Origin of the sequence: Capnocytophaga endodontalis, assembly GCF_002209445.1 — a bacterium.
GTDB lineage: Bacteria > Bacteroidota > Bacteroidia > Flavobacteriales > Flavobacteriaceae > Capnocytophaga > Capnocytophaga periodontitidis.
Genome location: NZ_CP022022.1, coordinates 654312 through 671812 on the forward strand (window position 1 = coordinate 654312; position 17501 = coordinate 671812).

18 protein-coding genes are annotated in these 17501 nt (G+C 36.7%); 13 read left to right on the top strand and 5 right to left on the bottom strand.

The genetic code is table 11. The features are described from left to right. Positions 1-8 precede the first annotated feature (8 nt). On the top strand, positions 9-911 hold the full coding sequence (porN, locus tag CBG49_RS03180; protein WP_009414254.1) for a type IX secretion system ring subunit PorN/GldN: 903 nt from the start codon (positions 9-11) through the stop codon (positions 909-911). 270 nt (positions 912-1181) lie between these two features. Then, complete coding sequence (locus tag CBG49_RS03185; RefSeq protein ID WP_088595247.1) at positions 1182-1508, top strand: nucleotide pyrophosphohydrolase; 327 nt, start codon at positions 1182-1184, stop codon at positions 1506-1508. A 39-nt stretch (positions 1509-1547) separates the two neighbouring features. Here the strand turns inward: CBG49_RS03185 and recA are convergent, their stop codons facing one another. Then, on the bottom strand, positions 1548-2720 hold the full coding sequence (gene recA / locus CBG49_RS03190) for a recombinase RecA (RefSeq protein ID WP_088593343.1): 1173 nt from the start codon (positions 2718-2720) through the stop codon (positions 1548-1550). 228 nt (positions 2721-2948) lie between these two features. On the opposite strand from recA, the gene CBG49_RS03200 reads away from it, so the two are divergent. From CBG49_RS03200 to CBG49_RS03245, 10 genes are all read left to right on the top strand, one after another. Then, positions 2949-3413, top strand: a complete 465-nt coding sequence (locus CBG49_RS03200) for a hypothetical protein (RefSeq protein ID WP_088593345.1) — start codon at positions 2949-2951, stop codon at positions 3411-3413. Between the two features lie 46 nt (positions 3414-3459). Beyond that, positions 3460-3981, top strand: a complete 522-nt coding sequence (locus CBG49_RS03205; protein ID WP_088593346.1) for a hypothetical protein — start codon at positions 3460-3462, stop codon at positions 3979-3981. A 36-nt stretch (positions 3982-4017) separates the two neighbouring features. Then, positions 4018-4530, top strand: a complete 513-nt coding sequence (locus CBG49_RS03210; RefSeq protein WP_157668359.1) for a hypothetical protein — start codon at positions 4018-4020, stop codon at positions 4528-4530. Positions 4531-4551: 21 nt separating this feature from the next. Beyond that, on the top strand, positions 4552-4860 hold the full coding sequence (locus tag CBG49_RS03215; RefSeq protein ID WP_227002944.1) for a Fic family protein: 309 nt from the start codon (positions 4552-4554) through the stop codon (positions 4858-4860). A 478-nt stretch (positions 4861-5338) separates the two neighbouring features. Further along, positions 5339-5605, top strand: coding sequence for a hypothetical protein (locus CBG49_RS15730; RefSeq protein WP_157668360.1), 267 nt, complete (start codon positions 5339-5341; stop codon positions 5603-5605). Next, the gene (locus tag CBG49_RS03225) at positions 5602-6210 is read left to right on the top strand and encodes a hypothetical protein (protein WP_088593349.1); all 609 of its coding nucleotides are present in this window, start codon (positions 5602-5604) and stop codon (positions 6208-6210) included. The genes CBG49_RS15730 and CBG49_RS03225 overlap by 4 nt, the downstream gene beginning before the upstream one ends. Positions 6211-6221: 11 nt before the next feature. After that, a complete protein-coding gene (locus CBG49_RS03230; RefSeq protein WP_088593350.1) occupies positions 6222-6791 on the top strand; it encodes a hypothetical protein in 570 nt (189 codons plus the stop codon). Between the two features lie 231 nt (positions 6792-7022). After that, positions 7023-7424 carry a hypothetical protein gene (locus CBG49_RS03235; protein WP_088593351.1) on the top strand — a complete coding sequence of 134 codons (402 nt, stop codon included), beginning with the start codon at positions 7023-7025 and terminating at the stop codon, positions 7422-7424. A gap of 54 nt (positions 7425-7478) precedes the next feature. Further along, the gene (locus tag CBG49_RS03240) at positions 7479-8603 is read left to right on the top strand and encodes a DUF2931 family protein (protein WP_088593352.1); all 1125 of its coding nucleotides are present in this window, start codon (positions 7479-7481) and stop codon (positions 8601-8603) included. An 88-nt stretch (positions 8604-8691) separates the two neighbouring features. Further along, the gene (locus CBG49_RS03245; RefSeq protein ID WP_088593353.1) at positions 8692-9711 is read left to right on the top strand and encodes a hypothetical protein; all 1020 of its coding nucleotides are present in this window, start codon (positions 8692-8694) and stop codon (positions 9709-9711) included. Positions 9712-9979: 268 nt separating this feature from the next. On the opposite strand, the gene CBG49_RS03250 is transcribed toward CBG49_RS03245, so the two are convergent. Next, positions 9980-12295: an outer membrane beta-barrel family protein gene (locus CBG49_RS03250; protein ID WP_088593354.1), complete on the bottom strand. Its 2316-nt coding sequence runs from the start codon at positions 12293-12295 to the stop codon at positions 9980-9982. A gap of 248 nt (positions 12296-12543) precedes the next feature. Here CBG49_RS03250 and CBG49_RS03255 point away from each other — a divergent pair, with 248 nt between their 5' ends. Next, positions 12544-13644: a FlxJ family methyltransferase gene (locus tag CBG49_RS03255; protein ID WP_088593355.1), complete on the top strand. Its 1101-nt coding sequence runs from the start codon at positions 12544-12546 to the stop codon at positions 13642-13644. A gap of 58 nt (positions 13645-13702) precedes the next feature. On the opposite strand, the gene CBG49_RS03260 is transcribed toward CBG49_RS03255, so the two are convergent. The 3 genes from CBG49_RS03260 to gldJ form a co-directional block, all read right to left on the bottom strand. Beyond that, entirely contained in the window at positions 13703-15034 is a 1332-nt protein-coding gene (locus CBG49_RS03260) for a UDP-N-acetylmuramoyl-tripeptide--D-alanyl-D-alanine ligase (protein WP_088593356.1), read from the bottom strand. Further along, positions 15031-15549, bottom strand: a complete 519-nt coding sequence (locus tag CBG49_RS03265) for a HigA family addiction module antitoxin (protein ID WP_088593357.1) — start codon at positions 15547-15549, stop codon at positions 15031-15033. Before CBG49_RS03265 ends, CBG49_RS03260 begins: the two co-directional genes overlap by 4 nt. A 215-nt stretch (positions 15550-15764) precedes the next feature. Continuing rightward, on the bottom strand, positions 15765-17414 hold the full coding sequence (gldJ, locus tag CBG49_RS03270) for a gliding motility lipoprotein GldJ (RefSeq protein ID WP_472266232.1): 1650 nt from the start codon (positions 17412-17414) through the stop codon (positions 15765-15767). Positions 17415-17501 lie beyond the last annotated feature (87 nt).

The window sequence follows — 17501 nt, forward strand, 5'->3', positions numbered from 1 at the left end:
GAATTTTTATGTTACAATTGAAGAAGATTATAGTACTATTGATCATAGTATTTGCTTTTCAGATCTCCTCTGCTCAGGTAAATATACTTAATGCCAAAGTAGCTAGTGAAATAGGAGTAAAAACTGAAGCTCAAATACAAGCGGATAACGATAAGCCTCTCCCTTATGGGTATGTTGACGACCGCGACATCCTTTGGTCTGTAGAAGTTTGGGAAGTAATCGACCTCAACGAGCGCGCTAACTTTCCTCTCCTTTTCCCTACCGACACCTTGGAAGTAGATGCTTACCGTCGTTCCCTATACGATGTACTATTGAAAAATATCAAAAATGGTAAAATCAAGGATTTGTACGTAGATTCTTATTTTACTCAAACAAAAACCGCTGAGTCTATTCAGGCTTCTCTTTCTAAAATCGATACCTTAGACGAAGGTTACAACTTGCTCAACGCAGGTGAAGCCCTCCCCGATGAGTACATCACTCGTAGAAACTTAGAATCCGCCGATATCGCTCAGTATTATATCAGAGGTATCTGGTATTTCGACAAACGTCAAGGAGAACTCAAATATCGTTTGCTCGCCTTAGCTCCTGTAGCTCCCGATGTAAACTTTATCGATTCCGATGACTCTACAATGTCGGCTTTAGTACCTTTATTCTGGGTATTCTATCCTCAAGTGCGCGACATTTTGCACGAAGCTAAAACTTTCAACCGTAAGAACGACGCTCGCCCAATGTCTTTCGACCACTTGCTCAACGCTCGTATGTTTAGCTCGGTAATCTACCAAGAAGCTAACGTTTACGGCGATAGAAAAATCAAGGATTATATACCCGATAACGCGCTCTTACAACTCTTAGAAGCTGATAAAATCAAAGAAAAGATTCGCGACAGAGAGCAGGATATGTGGACGAACTAATTTTAAATTCACAGTTAGAGTATTTTTACAACAATTTTAGAAAAGCATTGCTCTCCCAAGAGCAGTGCTTTTCTAATTTAACGTCAGTTCAATATAACAGAACATTGATTTACAGATTTGTACCATAATATTCACAATACAATTCACCGTCAGGTGAAAATTCGTGAGATAATATAAAGTAAAGAGTTTTTTACAGTCCTTATTTCGTGAAAATTCGTGAAATTCGTGGGGGAGATTATAAAATCAAATTCATTCCAAAACAACAATAAGATGAATATCAAAAATGCACAATTAGAAGTAGATAATTGGATTAAAGAACACGGAGTGAGATATTTCAACGAGCTTACCAATATGGCTCAACTCACTGAAGAAGTAGGTGAAGTAGCCCGTATCATTGCTCGCCGTTATGGAGAACAATCGGAGAAGGAGAGCGACAAACAGAAAGATTTAGGTGAAGAACTCGCCGATGTAGTGTTTGTAGTACTTTGTTTGGCTAACCAAACCGGCATCGATTTGCAAGACGCTTTTGATAAAAAAATGCTTCGCAAAACCGAGCGTGATCACGATCGCCATCACAACAACAAAAAACTTAAATAAACAAAAACTCAGGGCTCAACACCCTGAGTTTTTTTATAGCTATTCGTCTTCTTCTAAAAGTTCATCGTCGTCAAATACTTCTTCCTCTTCTTCAATATCTTCAGCTAAATCCTTTTTGCCTTTGGCAGCAGCGCCTTTTTTGCCCTTTTTAGGTTTAGCAAATGGGTCGCCTCCAGCTTTCAACCACTCTCTTACTTTCTTTTCTATTTCCTCTACTAATTCAGGGTTGTCACGCAACAAGCTGAGGGTTGCATCACGACCTTGAGCGAGTTTGCTATCACCATAGCTAAACCAAGCGCCGCTTTTGCCTATAATATCGGAAGCAACACCTATTTCCAATAGCTCACTTTCTTTTGAAATACCTTCCCCGAACATAATGTCAAAATAAGCCATTCTAAACGGAGGTGCAACTTTGTTTTTCACTACCTTCACTTTGGTTTTATTACCTATAATATTGCCATCACCGTCTTTGATAGCAGCACTACCTTGTGCACCGCCATCTTTGCGTATTTCAAGACGTACTGATGAGTAGAATTTCAAAGCATTACCACCTGTAGTAGTTTCGGTAGGACCACCGTACATTCCTCCACCTAATTTATCGCGCAATTGGTTGATAAAAATTACTATACATTTAGCTTTGCTAATGCTACCCGTAATTTTGCGGAGTGCTTGCGACATTAGTCGTGCGTGAACCCCCATTTTAGAGTCGCCCATATCGCCATCAATTTCGGCTTTAGGGGTAAGAGCCGCTACCGAGTCGATGATTACAAGGTCTACAGCGTTAGAGCGAATAAGGGCATCGGCTACTTCAAGGGCTTGTTCACCACTATCGGGTTGAGAAACGAGCAAATCTTCAGTATTTACCCCTACGTTTTTGGCGTATACAGGGTCGAAAGCGTGTTCAGCATCAATGAATGCCGCTGTACCGCCTGCTTTTTGTACTTCGGCGATAGCGTGAAGGGTAAGTGTTGTTTTACCAGACGATTCAGGTCCGTAGATTTCTATCACGCGACCTTTAGGGTATCCGCCTACTCCCAAAGCAGCATCTAAGGCGATAGAGCCCGATGAGTAGACCTCTACATCTTCTATAGGGTTGTCGCCCAAAGCGCGCACAATGCCCTTGCCATAAGTCTTATCTAACTTAGCAAGTGTGAGCTTAAGGGCTTCTTTTTTCTGATCTTGAAGCGAAAGTTCTTTATCGTTTTTTGCCATTGATTGGATTTTTATTGTTTAGATGTTTATAAGTGCAAATGTACGAATATTTTATGAATTAACAAAATTAGGAAGTTTCAGTGTTTTTTTATACATTTGTCCGAAAATGTGTAATATTCTATTTAACGAAATGAAAAAACGCGTATTGTACATATTACTATATCTCAATGAATATTACCCTTTAAAAAAGAAAAAGAGGAATTATAAACTAAAAAACACTAAAAAGAAATGAAAATCATATTTTTGTCCTTCTTTCTGTTTGTCGGTTTTTTGCAAGCACAAACTGTTGTAGAGAATTTTACGCAAAAAACGCCTTTAGTAGTTTTACCTGATATTTTAGTGAAAAGAGATACCATATTTTATTCTAATAACAATCTTAATAAAAATGAAAAGACTTTTTTTGAGCAGTTTTTTAGGGAATTCAAGGATAATATCAATATAAAATATTTTTATGATGAACTAAAAGAAGAAGTTTTATGTCGTTTTGTTTTACAAAAAGACAATACAACCTCCCGTATTTCATTTATTAAAGATTCTTCTGATAAAAGAATGCATTTTGAAATTATTAGAATTATCTCAAGAATGAAATTGCATAACCTATATGATAAAAGAACTGAAATTTATTTGAGGATTGTTCTAAATTTGGAAGAAAAATCTGATAAAAATACTCCTTCTTTTAGAATAATCGAATGATGGGTGATTTTCGGTAAATTGTAAATCGCTGTTATATCTAAAACGTATGAAAAAACTCCTATTTATACTCTGTTTGTTTCCGCTCCTTATGCAAGCGCAAGATAAGGAAGAGGCTATAATGGTATTGCCCGATTTGCTCGTAAAAGGAGAAGTTGTTAACGGACAGCAAACAAACACCTTAATTGTAACCAACTATCTCAATGGCTCTTTACTTTCTAAAGGAAGTAAAACACCTGCTGTTTTTTGTAAAGACCTCAATGAGTATAAAAAAAGTTTTGAATGGATTTTATATGATTTACACCACTTAAAGGGACACGTACGAGGTTGTTTTTTTATAGAATTTGTCATTTCTAAAAAAGGGAAAGTAATCATCAATTACATAGAGGGATTTGATAAATATACAATAAAAGAAAGTATAGAATTCATTTTTGATACGCTGTTGGAAAATATATCTCCTGCGCGTAATGAAATGGGAGAGCCCATAGAAACAAAAGGTTTTTTATTAATACGTTTTGATGTGCAAACTTACTTACCTGAAGATTTTGAAGAGATAGTAATCTTGCCTTAAATTTAATATTATAAACATTGTAGAATGAATATTATTATGAAAAAACTCCTATTTATACTCTGTTTGTTTCCGCTCCTTATGCAAGCGCAAGATAAGGAAGAGGCTATAATGGTCTTGCCCGATTTGCTCGTAAAAGGTGAAGTTGTTAACGGACAACAAACAAACACCTTAATTGTAACCAACTATCTCAATGGTTCTTTACTTTCTAAAGGAAGTAAAACACCTGCTGTTTTCTGTAATGATAGTGATGAGTACAAACGCTATTTTAAAGATCTTTTATATTGTGTAGTTCATTTAAAAGGACACGTACAAGGTTGTTTTTTTGTAGATTTTGTAATCAAAAAAAGGAAAATAACTATTAGTTATATACAAGGATTTGATGAAGATGTTATAAAAGAAGAAATAGCCTCTATCTTTAAAAAAATTAAAATCATCTCTCCTGCGCGTAATGAAAAAGGGAAGGCTATAAAAACAAAAGGATTTTTGTTAATACGTTACGATGTACAAACTTCATCACCTGAAGATTTATTCTATCAAAAAGGAATCTGAAAAATTGCACTTGATAGAGGAATGGGCGATAGAAGTTATGGAAAAGAATGTTTCAAGTTTACAGAGAATTTTTTACGAATGATATTTCCTGCTACCGCGCAGGATACCGCGCAAGTCAAAGAATTGATTGAAATACTATCCAAAGAGATGGATAGAAAAGAAATACAAGATATGTTAGGACTTTCTCATAGGGAAAACTTTCGATTAAAATATTTAAAACCTGCATTGGAACAAGGATTTATAGAAATGACTATTCCCGAGAGACCTAGTAGTAAGTTACAAAAATACCGACTAACCATCTTGGGCAAACAATTAAAAGATAAACAATAAAATATGATTTGTAGTCATTCTAAAAGCAGGAGGGTTGAGGAGTAAATTTATGCTTTCAAACAACTATAGTTCTTGTCTTATTATTTTGCTTGTTTATTTTTATTGCCCTCTTTACAGATAATACACATTGGTTTGACTTTCTAAAATCTTTATTATGAGTGTATCTACCAAATCAAAAATATTTGAATTTTCTGTGTTGCCTTTGTGGGAGAGTTTTATAATTTGGGGGGCATTTGCTTTTTTGTTTGTTTTCCCCTCTCTTTATTTTCCAAAATGGGCAGGCATCATTATCCGTATATATGTTCCTTTGTTGTGCTTTTGTGCTTTGGGATATTGTCGTATAAGATCTAAAAAACTTTCTATTGAAGTAATTGATAATGATAAACTTAATTGCAAAATCAATAATAAATCATTAGTAGTTCCTTGTAACGAAAACAAAATTTTTTATATAAGGTTGTATAAACGTAGAACAGCGTCTATGATACGAATTAAAAACGAGCTGTTTTATATTTATACGGAAGATTTTAGTAAAGAAAATATAAAGGAATACGATTTGAATATTAAAAAGTTACAAAGTGTAATTGGCAATAACCCTAACCGCAAACCTATTGATTGGATACCATTTCTAATGCTCTGGACTATTTACGGCACACTACTTATATGCCTTCCTTTTGCACTTATTTTCTTTATAGCCCTTTTTACAGATAATTTGCATTGGTTTGACTTTTTAAAATCTTTATTATGAGTGTATCTCCCAAATCAAAAACATTTGAGTTTTGGTCAATATCTTTCTGCGAAGGAATTATTGTTTTTATAATATTTATTATTTTGTTCCATTTACCAATATTCTATACATCTGAACTTCAGAAATGGTGGGGTATAGTTATTCGTTTATATCTTCCTATGGTGGTTTTATGTACTTTAGGATATGTTAAACTAAGAAGTAGAAAACTTATCATTGAAACAAATAGCAAGCAACGACAGTTTATTTATACACGCAATAACAAGCAATTATTAACTGAATTTGAAAAAGTAAAGATTTTTTATCTCAAAAGTTCCAAAGGTAAAATAGGGCGCATATTGCGTATTGAAGGTACATTATATTTTATTTACTCGAAAAATCCTTTTAGCAAAGAGGTCGCAAAACAGTATAAATCAAAAATAGAAGAGTTGCAAGATATTATTGGCAGCAATACTAAAAAAGAAAAAATTGATTTAGTGCCTCTGAGTATCAATTTATTAATTGATGTCGTACCATTTATTATCATACCATTAGCAATTCTTTATTTAATTGCTATCTTTACAGATAATACTCATTGGTTTGACTTTTTTAAAGAAATGTTTTCCTAGAATAAAACTATATGAACAAGCATAAAATTCAAAAAACAGAAAGCAATCAAATACAAGTTTATCCATTAATAACAACACAAATTATTATGTTTTTAATGTCTCTTGCAACTGTTCTAGTTTATTTCTATCTTCATTCGATGGGAATAACTGTGATTTTTTTTATCTTAATGTATTTTTTTTATTACAAAATACAAGTTCTATTAAGTAAAAATCTGGTTGTTGAAATAACAGATGATAAAATGTTTTTTGTTTTAGATGGAAAGAGAATAGTATTGAAAAGCTTAAAAATATATGAATATAGGTTTCCTAGAGTTATGGAAAATATCGTGAGATTCAATAATAGTATCGTTATGGTAACTGTTAAAAAAGCTAATATAATGGGAGAGCCTACCGAAAAAGAAAAGATGCTATTAAAACAATGTATTGAAACTATAAAGACGCATAACAAAGTAGATAGAAGAATAACGTTAGACTTGATACCTATACTTTTTATGTTCGGCACTCACACTATAGTTTATCTTGCTCTCATTTCTATTGTATTATTTATTCTGTTTGCTATTTATTTTATATTCACCTTGTAATATTTATCATGAAAAAAGTATGATAGTCAATCAGAATTGGTTTATAAAATTTGCATCGCTACACTTTGTCAAAATCCTTAATTGTCCTTGCGGATCGCTCTTTTAATGAAGTCTATAAACCTGATTATCAATCGCTTTTAGAGAATGTTGTGTACGGGCGTTTTGCAAACGCCCCTAAAAGCAAATCACTCACTTACAATTATATCCACCTCACAATAAATCCAGTTATTTATGAGATACCTAATTATTTTCTTATCATTCTTATTTTTTTATTCCAATGCTCAGCCCTTACCTTCTATAATTATAGTTGATAGTATCTCTATTTCAAAGAAACCTCTGTTTGTAAAAGAGATAAAGACAAATAATATAGAAACTATTTATTTTCTGTTTTCATCTACAAAAGAAATAAAACATATAGCAATAGGAAATAATGGTAGAAATCTTTTTATTTATAAAAAAGACACTATGAGTATTACCCTAAGTTTAGAAAAAAGGAAACAAATCCTCATTCAAAACCTACATTTTCAAAAAGGAGAATATACAATAAATTTGAAAGATTGTAATTTTCAGAGTGATTACTATATAAAAAATTTTCCTTGTGATTGTTTAAATTATAGAAGAGAAGAAGAATAAAAAGTATTGATTTTTTGCTTTTTAGTTCTATATTTGCATAAAAAACCTATTCTTATGAAAAAGATATTATTATTTTTACTCTTAACCCTGCAGATCGCTAGCTGTCAAAACCATAATAGCAATAATAAGAAAATGAACGAACCACAATATGAATGGGGCATAGCGGTGAATACTCCCATAGGCTACCCTATACGTTTTTATGCAGCTATGGTAGGAGGAACTCCCATTGTAGGAGAGTTGTACACTGAAAAAGAAGAACCCGATTGGGGAAATGCTTTTGGTTATGAAAGCACTTCAATGGACAAGCTACCTAAAAGCGTAGATATGGTATGGCTATCCTATAAAGAAGATTGCTTCTATAGGCTCAAAACGGCTATTGATTACGAAAAGATAGCAAAACTTTTTAGAGAAGGTTTTAATCAAAGAGTACCTAATGGAGAAGTAAGACATAAAACCTATGATACTATAGTAGTGGGTATTGCCCCTGGTGGCGTAGTAGTGTTCTGGGCAGGCAATGGCTATAAAAAAATTACTGAAATAGGAAGATACCAAGCCGAAAAAATAGATTTGAAAGAGCCACCTGGGTTAGATAGTCACGAACGCCTTATATTTAGCAAAGAGGATAGAGAAGAGGTTTTAAATAGTGACTTAACAATTCCTAAAGCGGTACGTGAAGCCAATAAAAACAAACCCATCCCCTTTGGCTTATGGGATAGTTATAGAGACCATCAATACCAATGGTTCCCTGTCTATGAAATTCCCAATGGGAAAATAGGTGATGTCAATTACCGCTATTGGAATGGAGAAGCTGGTGCTACCTTGTATACTGATTTCGCTTCCTATATGGGTAAAGTAGATTTCTTCTATTTAGAAGAACCTATTCAAAAACGTCCCTTATTCAAAGAATTAGTGATTTGGTATAAAGCAGAAAACGGAGAAAAATATTTGGCTGAAGTAAGTTTTGATTGGGAAGCAGTAGTAGCAGCTTATCAAAAAGTCTTTAGAAAAGAAGCCGATAAAGTAATGGCTCACTTAGATATTCGCGTAAATCGCAACAATACCTATCTCACTTTTCAATTGATAGGCGACAATGGCAAACAAACTTTTTTAGAACCTAAAACATTAGAAATTTCAAAATTTACAGAGGAAGATGTTATTCCTCCCACTCCTTTTGAATAATAAAAACTTGACTAAAAATATGCCACAGAAATTTGTTACAAAACCATTATTATTTTTACTCATAGCTATATTCCTAAGCTCTTGTTCTATGTTCACCCCGAAAGACAACAATATGAAATGGACTGCCCAATACAACTTTATGGATTTGTACAAGCAAAAAGTATATGAAGGTTATTTTAATGCAGGGGCAGCTATTGAGATAAATGGCATTGCAGTAATCAACAGCCACACTATTCTATTGGGAGCAGAAAAAGATTTGCGAGCTTTTGATCCTGACGTTTTAGAAAAACAAGCGGTGCTTTTTGTCTCTACCGACAAAGGTAAAACCTATAAGGAAATCCCCTTAGAAGGAAGCTACTTTGATAGTTTTTACAAAACTGAGGACTACTGTATTATAGAGACTTCGGGAGAGCATCATTTTATTTATCTATTTAACAATAAAGCACTTAAAGTGGAAAAAATAGATGAGTGTGATAATGATTTGAGTATATGGTATGGTATTTTTGACGGCAGATATATTATGTATAGCAATGGAAAAAATGAATATGTAATGGATATATCAAACCGAAGCAAAATGTATGAAATACCCCAAGCAATTAAAAATATACCTACTTACCCTATCAATCAGAATGGAGATTTGATTTATATGAAAAACAATGATTTGTATATTTACAATGTCATCTCTCAACAAGAGAAGTTATACAAGAAACTCAAAAATAAATATGATTACTTTTTACCTATAGATGAGGCTGATAGTCCGCTAACATTACAGCAAGTAAAGAATGAAGATGATGAGGAAAAGTATGAAGAAAAGATTTATAATTTAGATGAAGAATTGTTGTATGTTATCAATAAGGACAATAGGCGAAAACATTACAGATACAACAATTTTATTTGCGACTATTCAGCCTTAGGTACCTCCCCAAAAATTCGTTTTTCTTATGATTATGGCAAAACTTGGAAAACACATAATGTAAAAGGTTTTTCTATCTTACAAAGTACTTTTGGCTTTTATAAAGATGAATTTTTGGTAACTGAGGGCATTTTCTTTCGAGGAAATTCACCAGAAAGTGGTGGGCGCATAATGGTAGGAGAATTTCAGAAATAAAAATAGTGCGAGCCGCACGGGCTTTTGCCCGTGCGGCTCGCACCTGTAGTAAATAATTAACGTCAGTTCGATATAACAGAACATTGATTTACAGCTTTGTAACATAATATATTCACAAAATAATTCACCGTCAGGTGAAAATTCGTGAGATAATAAAAAAATAAAGACTTTTATACACTCCCAATTTCGTGAAAATTCGTGAAATTCGTGGGAGATTAAAAATATTTCACTGATTGTTAAGTAATTACTTACGTCGAACTCACGTTAATTACATTCTGTTTTTCTGGTCTCCATCGGCTTGTTGACCCTTGTATTTGCTTTGAGTAGCATTGAAATTGTACTCTAACCCAATGCGAAATGAACGTGTATTGCTATCAAAATGCTTATTATTAGTAACATAAGGATTTTGAAATCTGTCATAAGTTCCCATTTGGTTAAAAATATCCATTACACCTCCATACACTTCCAATGATTTGTTGAGGAAAGAATGTGAAAACATCAAAATTACCATTCCTTGAGGTTTATAACCATAAGCAGTATCCTTACTTCCTTTACTGCGATATACCATCATTAAAAAGAGATTAGCATTGTCGCTTAGGCTAAATTGGTTCATCAACTCAGCTCCAAAGACGGGTTGGTTGTTCTCAAAAACGCCATTAGCAAACTGTTTGCTGTACATCAAATCGAGTTTTGGTACCCAACGCCCTATTTGGTAATAAGCCGAAAGTCCTAATTTCAATCTTTGGTAGTCACCAAAATTGTGAATGTAGCGCTCTACTACATTAGGCAGGGTACGCGACAATTGGTAATCTTCAAAAAAACCATTGTGTACCAATGAATAATCTACTGATAGAGAGACGATTTGATAAGTAAGCAAGAGTGAAAAATCATCACTTAGGCGCGGTTGCAAATCGGTATTACCGCGATTGTAGAGAAAAGGAGTTTCATACGTAAAACGGTCGGAAAGTTCATAAAAGGCAGGGCGGGTGATTTTTTTGGCATAGCTAAACGACCATTCGGTTTTATGCCAAGGGAATGCTACCGAAATATTAGGGAGCAAGTGCTTGTAACTACGGCTTTTAGCATCGTTCTTTACATCGTTTTCAAAATAACCAAAATCGGTATATTCATAGCGCGCTCCTATTTTCCATTTGGTTTTATGCCAAGGGAACGAATAACTCGCAAAAGCAGCCGATTGTGTTTCCTTGTTGTCGATATCGGTAGGAGTACTGATATTGTCTTTATAATTGTCGTAGCGCGATAGGGTGCTGGCTTCCACCCCATAAGCTAACAAGCCTTTGCCTACTCGCTGCGTGAGATTAGTTTTCATCGTCCACAAGTGTGATTGCGCATCCGAATGGGTGTTGATATTGCGCTGAGAAGGTGTGGTGAGGTTGCGCTCTACAATATCAGAACGATAATTAGAGAATGCGCCCGCATAGAACACATCGGTTTGCAACTTGAGTTTATCGGAGAGTTTGCCATCGTAATACACATTGGCATTGAGGCGTGTATCCTTGTTGAGGCGATCGAAAGTGTTCAATCCTTGTTGGGTAAGGGTTCCATTGCGGTAAGTAGCTGTGTTTTGCTCGGTAACATTATGCCCTGATAGCGGACTTGTAGTCATCCACACACTTGCCCCCAATGAATGTTTATCGTTGATTTCGTGAGAGAAACCTGTTTTAGCATAGAAACGACGAGTGTTATCTTTTACTATTTCATCGGTGCGCACTTGCCAATTGTTGGCTTGAGTGTGCACATTCAACTCTTGATCGTTTTCGCGTTTGAAGTTGTGATAGACATCTGTGTGTGTTGAGAAGAAAACATCGGTGTTGCCTGAACGGTAGTTTAAGTGAGCATCAACAAAGCCTTCTTGTCCTTTTTTAAACCGACTTTCCACGCTCACACCGCCACTGAGACCGTCGCCTTGTTTCTTTTTGAGAAAAATGTGAATCACCGCCCCCACACTGTTGTCGTATTCAGCACCCGGTTGAGTTTCCAAGCTAATGCGGTCTATTTCCTTGGGAGAAAGACGGTATACATCGTTCATATCGCGCACCCGCTTGTTGTTGATATAGAACAAGGGTTTTCCTTTGCCAAATACTTCTACGCCATAAGAGGTATACGACATTGATACCCCAGGTAAGAAATAGAGCAAAAGGTCTACTTTAGGGATGTTTTTTAATGAAGAAGCCGCTACATCGGCAGTAATTACAGTGCCTTGTTGTTTCATCACAGGGCGATGAGCCGAAACCACTACTTCACCGAGTTCATTTACTGATTTTTGTAGGGAAATGGTTCCTAAATCGCCCAAAGAAGGGGTAAGGACTTTTTCCTTGTACTCCAAATGGGTGATTTTAATCACTGAAGACTTGCCTTGGGCGTTGTCGGGCAGTTCAAAATGACCTCTGTCATCGCTAATAGCTCCTTTTACCATTGTAGAATCGGGAAGAGTGAGTTGGATAACGTTAGCACCAAAGATAGGTTCCCCTTTTTCGTTTAGTAAAGTGCCTTTATAGGCGCTTTGTGCGTGAGTAATGGCAAGAGGAAGAAGCGCCATTACTAAAAATAGTAATCGTTTCATACTTTGAGTTTGATAAATAATTGTTAATTACGCTGCAAATATAAATATAGTTTTTTATAAACACAAGAGAAATTAAAACTTTTTAAAATAAAAACCTTTTAATCATTTATTCTTCGTCCTTCGTAATTTGTCATTCATCATTCGTCACTCGTCATTTGTCATTATTATATATTTCGTCATTCGTACTTCGTAATTCGTAATTATTTTATATCTTTGCGACTTGATTCTGATTAACACATTACCCTTTTATGAATTTAACTCCTGCATTAGAGAAACAATACACTAAAGAACAGAGAACAGCCCTTGAGGCTCAGCGTTTGGCTCAAGAAATCGCTTTTGGACCTGTTGTTTTTCAAATCTCCCAACTAATGGTAAAATTTGGCGTTTTGGAAGCGTTATGCAACGCCCCTAACGGGCTTACAATGGCGGAAGTTGCTGCTCAAACAAAGCTCAGCGACTACGCAGTGAAAATACTTTTGGAGGCATCGCTCTCTATAGGTACCGTAATTGTGAGTAACGACGACCGATTTTCTATTACCAAAGCAGGTTGGTTTTTGTTACGCGACAAAACAACACGCGTGAATATGGAGTTTATACAAGAGGTGTGCTACGAAGGCTTATTCCACCTCGAAGAGGCTCTTACCGAGGGCAAACCTTCAGGATTAAAAGTATTTGGCTCTTGGCCTACTATCTACGAGGGACTTTCACAACTGCCTCCTAAAGCCCAAGAAAAATGGTTCGCCTTCGATCATTATTATTCTGATTATTCGTTTGACGATGCTTTGAACATTGTTTTCAAGCAACCCGTGAAAACCCTGCTCGATGTGGGCGGCAATACCGGTAGATTTGCCTTGAGAACAGTGGACTACAACCCCGATGTGCAGGTAACCATTATGGATTTGCCTCAACAATTAGGGTTGATGAAAGCCAATACCGCTGGCAAAGCAGGTGCTGAACGCATTGCGGGACATCCTGCGAACCTCTTAGACGCCTCGGTGCCTTTCCCTAAAGGATTTGATGCAATATGGATGAGTCAGTTTTTAGATTGTTTTTCTGAAGATGAAGTAACGAGCATTCTCACGCGTGCAGCAGCTGCAATGGACGATCACACCTCGCTTTACATACTCGAAGCCTACTGGGATAGACAACAACACGAAACAGGGGCGTATTGCCTCACCCAAATAAGCGTTTACTTTACTGCAATGGCAAACGGCAACAGCAAGATGTACTACTCTGGTGATATGATACGCTGTGTGGAGCGCGCTGGATTGGAAGTAAGTGCTATCTATGATAACTTAGGCAGCGGCAATAGCCACACGCTTTTTCAAGTGAAGAAAAAAAGTAAATAGTGAATGAAGAGACTTTGTCAAAGTCCTTGGACTTTGACAAAGTGTTATAACTTGTAACCTATTTTACCTGAATTAAACGTTCTAACGCCATGCCGCGTGAGCCTTTGATAAGGAGTAGGCAATTGTTGAACGATAGGGTAGGGAAGACCTCTTTGAAAGCCTCGAAAGTTTCGTATTGCGGATAAGGGCTTTGGGTTTTAGCAAAGTTACTCCCTACCAAATATACGCCTTCCCACTCATAATTTTTAAGTTTATCTACTATACGCTGATGTTCTTCTGCAGCGTAGTTTCCTAATTCAAACATATCACCTAAAATGAGTACTTTCTTCTTCTCGTCACTCATTGTAAGCAAATTGTCGATAGCAGCGGCCATACTGCTGGGGTTCGCATTGTAAGCATCGAGCAATACGGTATTGCTGCCCCATTGCACTAACTGACTGCGGTTATTCTGCGGGATATAGGCTTCAATACCTCTTTTTATAGCCTCGTTAGAGAGTTTGAAAAATTTGCCGAAAGCTACTGCAGCGGCTATATTGGTGAAATTGTAGCTACCTACTAAATGTGAAGTTGCTACGGTAGGAGCATCGGTAAATCCCTCTATTAGAACCTTTCCCCCTTCTTCGGTAGTTTGTGTGGAGGCATCTTCAAATTGTATGGTTACGGGTTGAGTGCCCAAACACTGTACGGCTACATTCACCCCTTTACCTACCCCGAAACTATACTCGTTGTGATAATCGGCTAAGAGGGCTTCGGTAATAGGATTATCGGCATTAGCGATGATGGTTTTTTGGTGCGCTTTGAGGTAGTCGTAGAGTTCGCCTTTGGTTTGTATAACGCCCTCGAAAGAGCCAAATCCCTCTAAATGTGCTTTGCCAATGCTGGTGATATAGCCATAATCGGGTTGAGCGATATTACAGAGGAAAGCGATTTCGCCAGGGTGATTGGCGCCCATTTCTACAATAGCGATATCGGTTTCGGGTTTGATAGAGAGCAGGGTGAGTGGCACCCCTATATTGTTGTTGAGGTTGCCTTGAGTGGCTACTACATTCAGCTGCTGTGATAAAACAGATTTGATGAGTTCTTTGGTAGTGGTTTTGCCATTGCTACCGGTAATGCCTATCACAAGAGTTTTGAGGGTGTTGCGATGATAGGTAGCGAGTTCTTGTAGGGTAGTGAGTACATCGCTAACCAAGATCATTTTATCAGAAGTTTGATAAGCAGCCTCATCGATTACGGCATATTGAGCTCCTTTTTCGAGGGCTTCGGCAGCAAAGGTATTTCCGTTGAACGAAGCCCCTTTTAGTGCGAAATAAATACTACCTTTGGCAATATTGCGGGTATCGGTAGAAACGCCTGTAGAGGCGAGGAATTTTTGGTAAAGATTTTTCATTTTCTATTTGCATTATATGCGACTAAGGCATCCCAAGTGATTGTATTTTTTTCTTCTTCATTGAGTTTGTCTAATGACTGTCTTTTTTTAGTAAAGAAAGAGACGAGTTCATCTACACTATTTACTCCAAATATTTCTTTGATAGTATTGTAGTTATACTCTAAATCATCTTTTAAGTATCCTAATTTTTGAAGAGATTTTACAGAGACATATTGTTTTACTACTCCCCATAAAGGGATTAAGCTAGCGCGCTTTATATTTCGCTCTTTTATTCTTTGTAGGTCGATATCATATTGAGATTGATAACTCATCCAATGCATTGCAGGGATTTTGAATACTTCTTCTAATAGCACAGCTATTTCGGCAGTTATATTTCTCTTTCCTTTTATAATTTCATTGATATACGATGATTTAACTCCTAAAAGAATGGCTAATTCTTTTTGAGTCATATTTATTGCCTCAAGCTCATCTTTTATGATTTCACCTGGATGTATGGCTTTAAAAGGAGATGTCATAATTGATTATGTTTTTTCGTTGCAAAAGTACAAAATATTTTATTACAAGTTCACTTTTTAGTGAATATTTTTTAGTGTGAGCTGTATAAGCAGAAAATTTTAGCAAAGTGTAGTAACACAAATATGATTTTGTAGATATTATAAAGAAAGGTATAATAGAAAAAGTGCTGTAAACATTACTATTTACAGCACTTTTCCTATATTGTTTTAAAAATTTATCCTTTAGGAGTACGGTGATTAGTTTTAGATTTAGAACCTACACGACTCATAGCATTACGGAATCCGATGTAATCGGTAGCGATGTATTGAGGGAGGAATCGGCGTTGAGCTGGGTCGATCCAGTAAGCGCGGTCTCTCCAAGAACCTCCTTTGAATACGCGAACTTCGTCGTCGATGAGAGAAGTACGGTCGTTAGAGGTGTCGTAATCTTTACCATTGAGTTCACTTCCTGGTTTTTTAGGGCGAGGGGCGTTGTACATAGAGTTAGTATACTCAGCACCTGGAGCCATTAAGCCACCTTGGTTACGGAAGTTACGAGTTGAAGATTTTTCACCATCGTTGTAACTGCGGTTATCGGCGTGTGTGAAGTTGTAACGCAAGTAAGTTTCGTTAGAGTCGATTGGCACAGTAGCCAAGTTACCAGGGAGGTTACGAGCGATGATTTTTCTGTTAGACAAGGTATCGTATTTTACTGATTCAGGAGTTACTACGATTTGTTTGCCGTCTTCACCTATAGCGTGTTTCATATACACGTTACCACGGTAGTAGTTGAAGTCGGATTTTTCATCATCGACGATAGGACGATATACGTCGGCTACCCATTCGGCAACGTTACCAGCCATATCATACAAACCGAAGTCGTTAGGTGGATAAGTTTTTACAGCTACGGTGATATCACCTTTATCGTCTGACCAACCGGCTAATCCGCCGTAGTCACCTTTACCTTGTTTGAAGTTAGCCATCAATTCGCCACGAGTGCTACGTTTAGTAGAGCGGGTGTATTGGCTATCCCAAGGGTATTTTTTTCTACCTTGTAAAGAGTTGTACTCACGGATACCGTTGAGTGATTTAGCGGCGTACTCCCATTCTACTTCGGTAGGGAGGCGGTATTCGGGCAATAGCACACCACTGGTTTGTTTAGCGTAGCTTGGTTCACCATCTTTATTGGTGTTTTTACCCCCCATTTCGCCGGCTATTTTACCGCCATAAGTTTGAGTAGGGGCATTGAGATAGGTATCGGTACTGAAAGTACTTTGCGCATCAACTTGGTAACGAGCATCACGGGCGAGGTAACCATCGCGTTCGAGGATAGCCTCATTCACGCGGTCGGTACGCCAAGAGCTGAATTGTACTGCTTGAACCCAGTTTACACCTACTACAGGATACTCGGCATAAGCAGGGTGGCGCAAGTAGTTGTTTACCATTGCTTCGTTAGCGCTCAAGGGGCCTCTCCATACCAAAGTATCGGGGAGCGCACCTATATATATATTTCGGTATTGCTCTTGATCAGGAGGGAACACACGTTTGAGCCAATCGAGGTACTCCATATACATTTTGTTGGTTACCTCAGTTTCATCCATATAGAAGGATTGTACGTGTTGTTGAGTTGGAGTATTATTCCAATCGTGCATCACGTTATCTTGCACTTGCCCCATAGTAAAAGTACCACCTTCGATAAGCACAAGCCCAGGACCGGTTTCTTGATCTTTGAAATCGGTGTTGTATTGGAATCCGCCTTCTTTAGCATTGATTCTCCATCCTGTTGCACTTGATACATTTCTATCAGACTTTTTGCCTCCACAGCTGGTGAGCAATAAGCCTGTAAGAGCTATGCAAATAGGGATTCTTAATAAACTTCTTTTCATAGTAAAAACACTTGTTAGCATAAAAATTCGGGCGCAAGATACTACTTTTTTTGAATATAGTATGCTTGTTTTAGTATTTTAACGCTA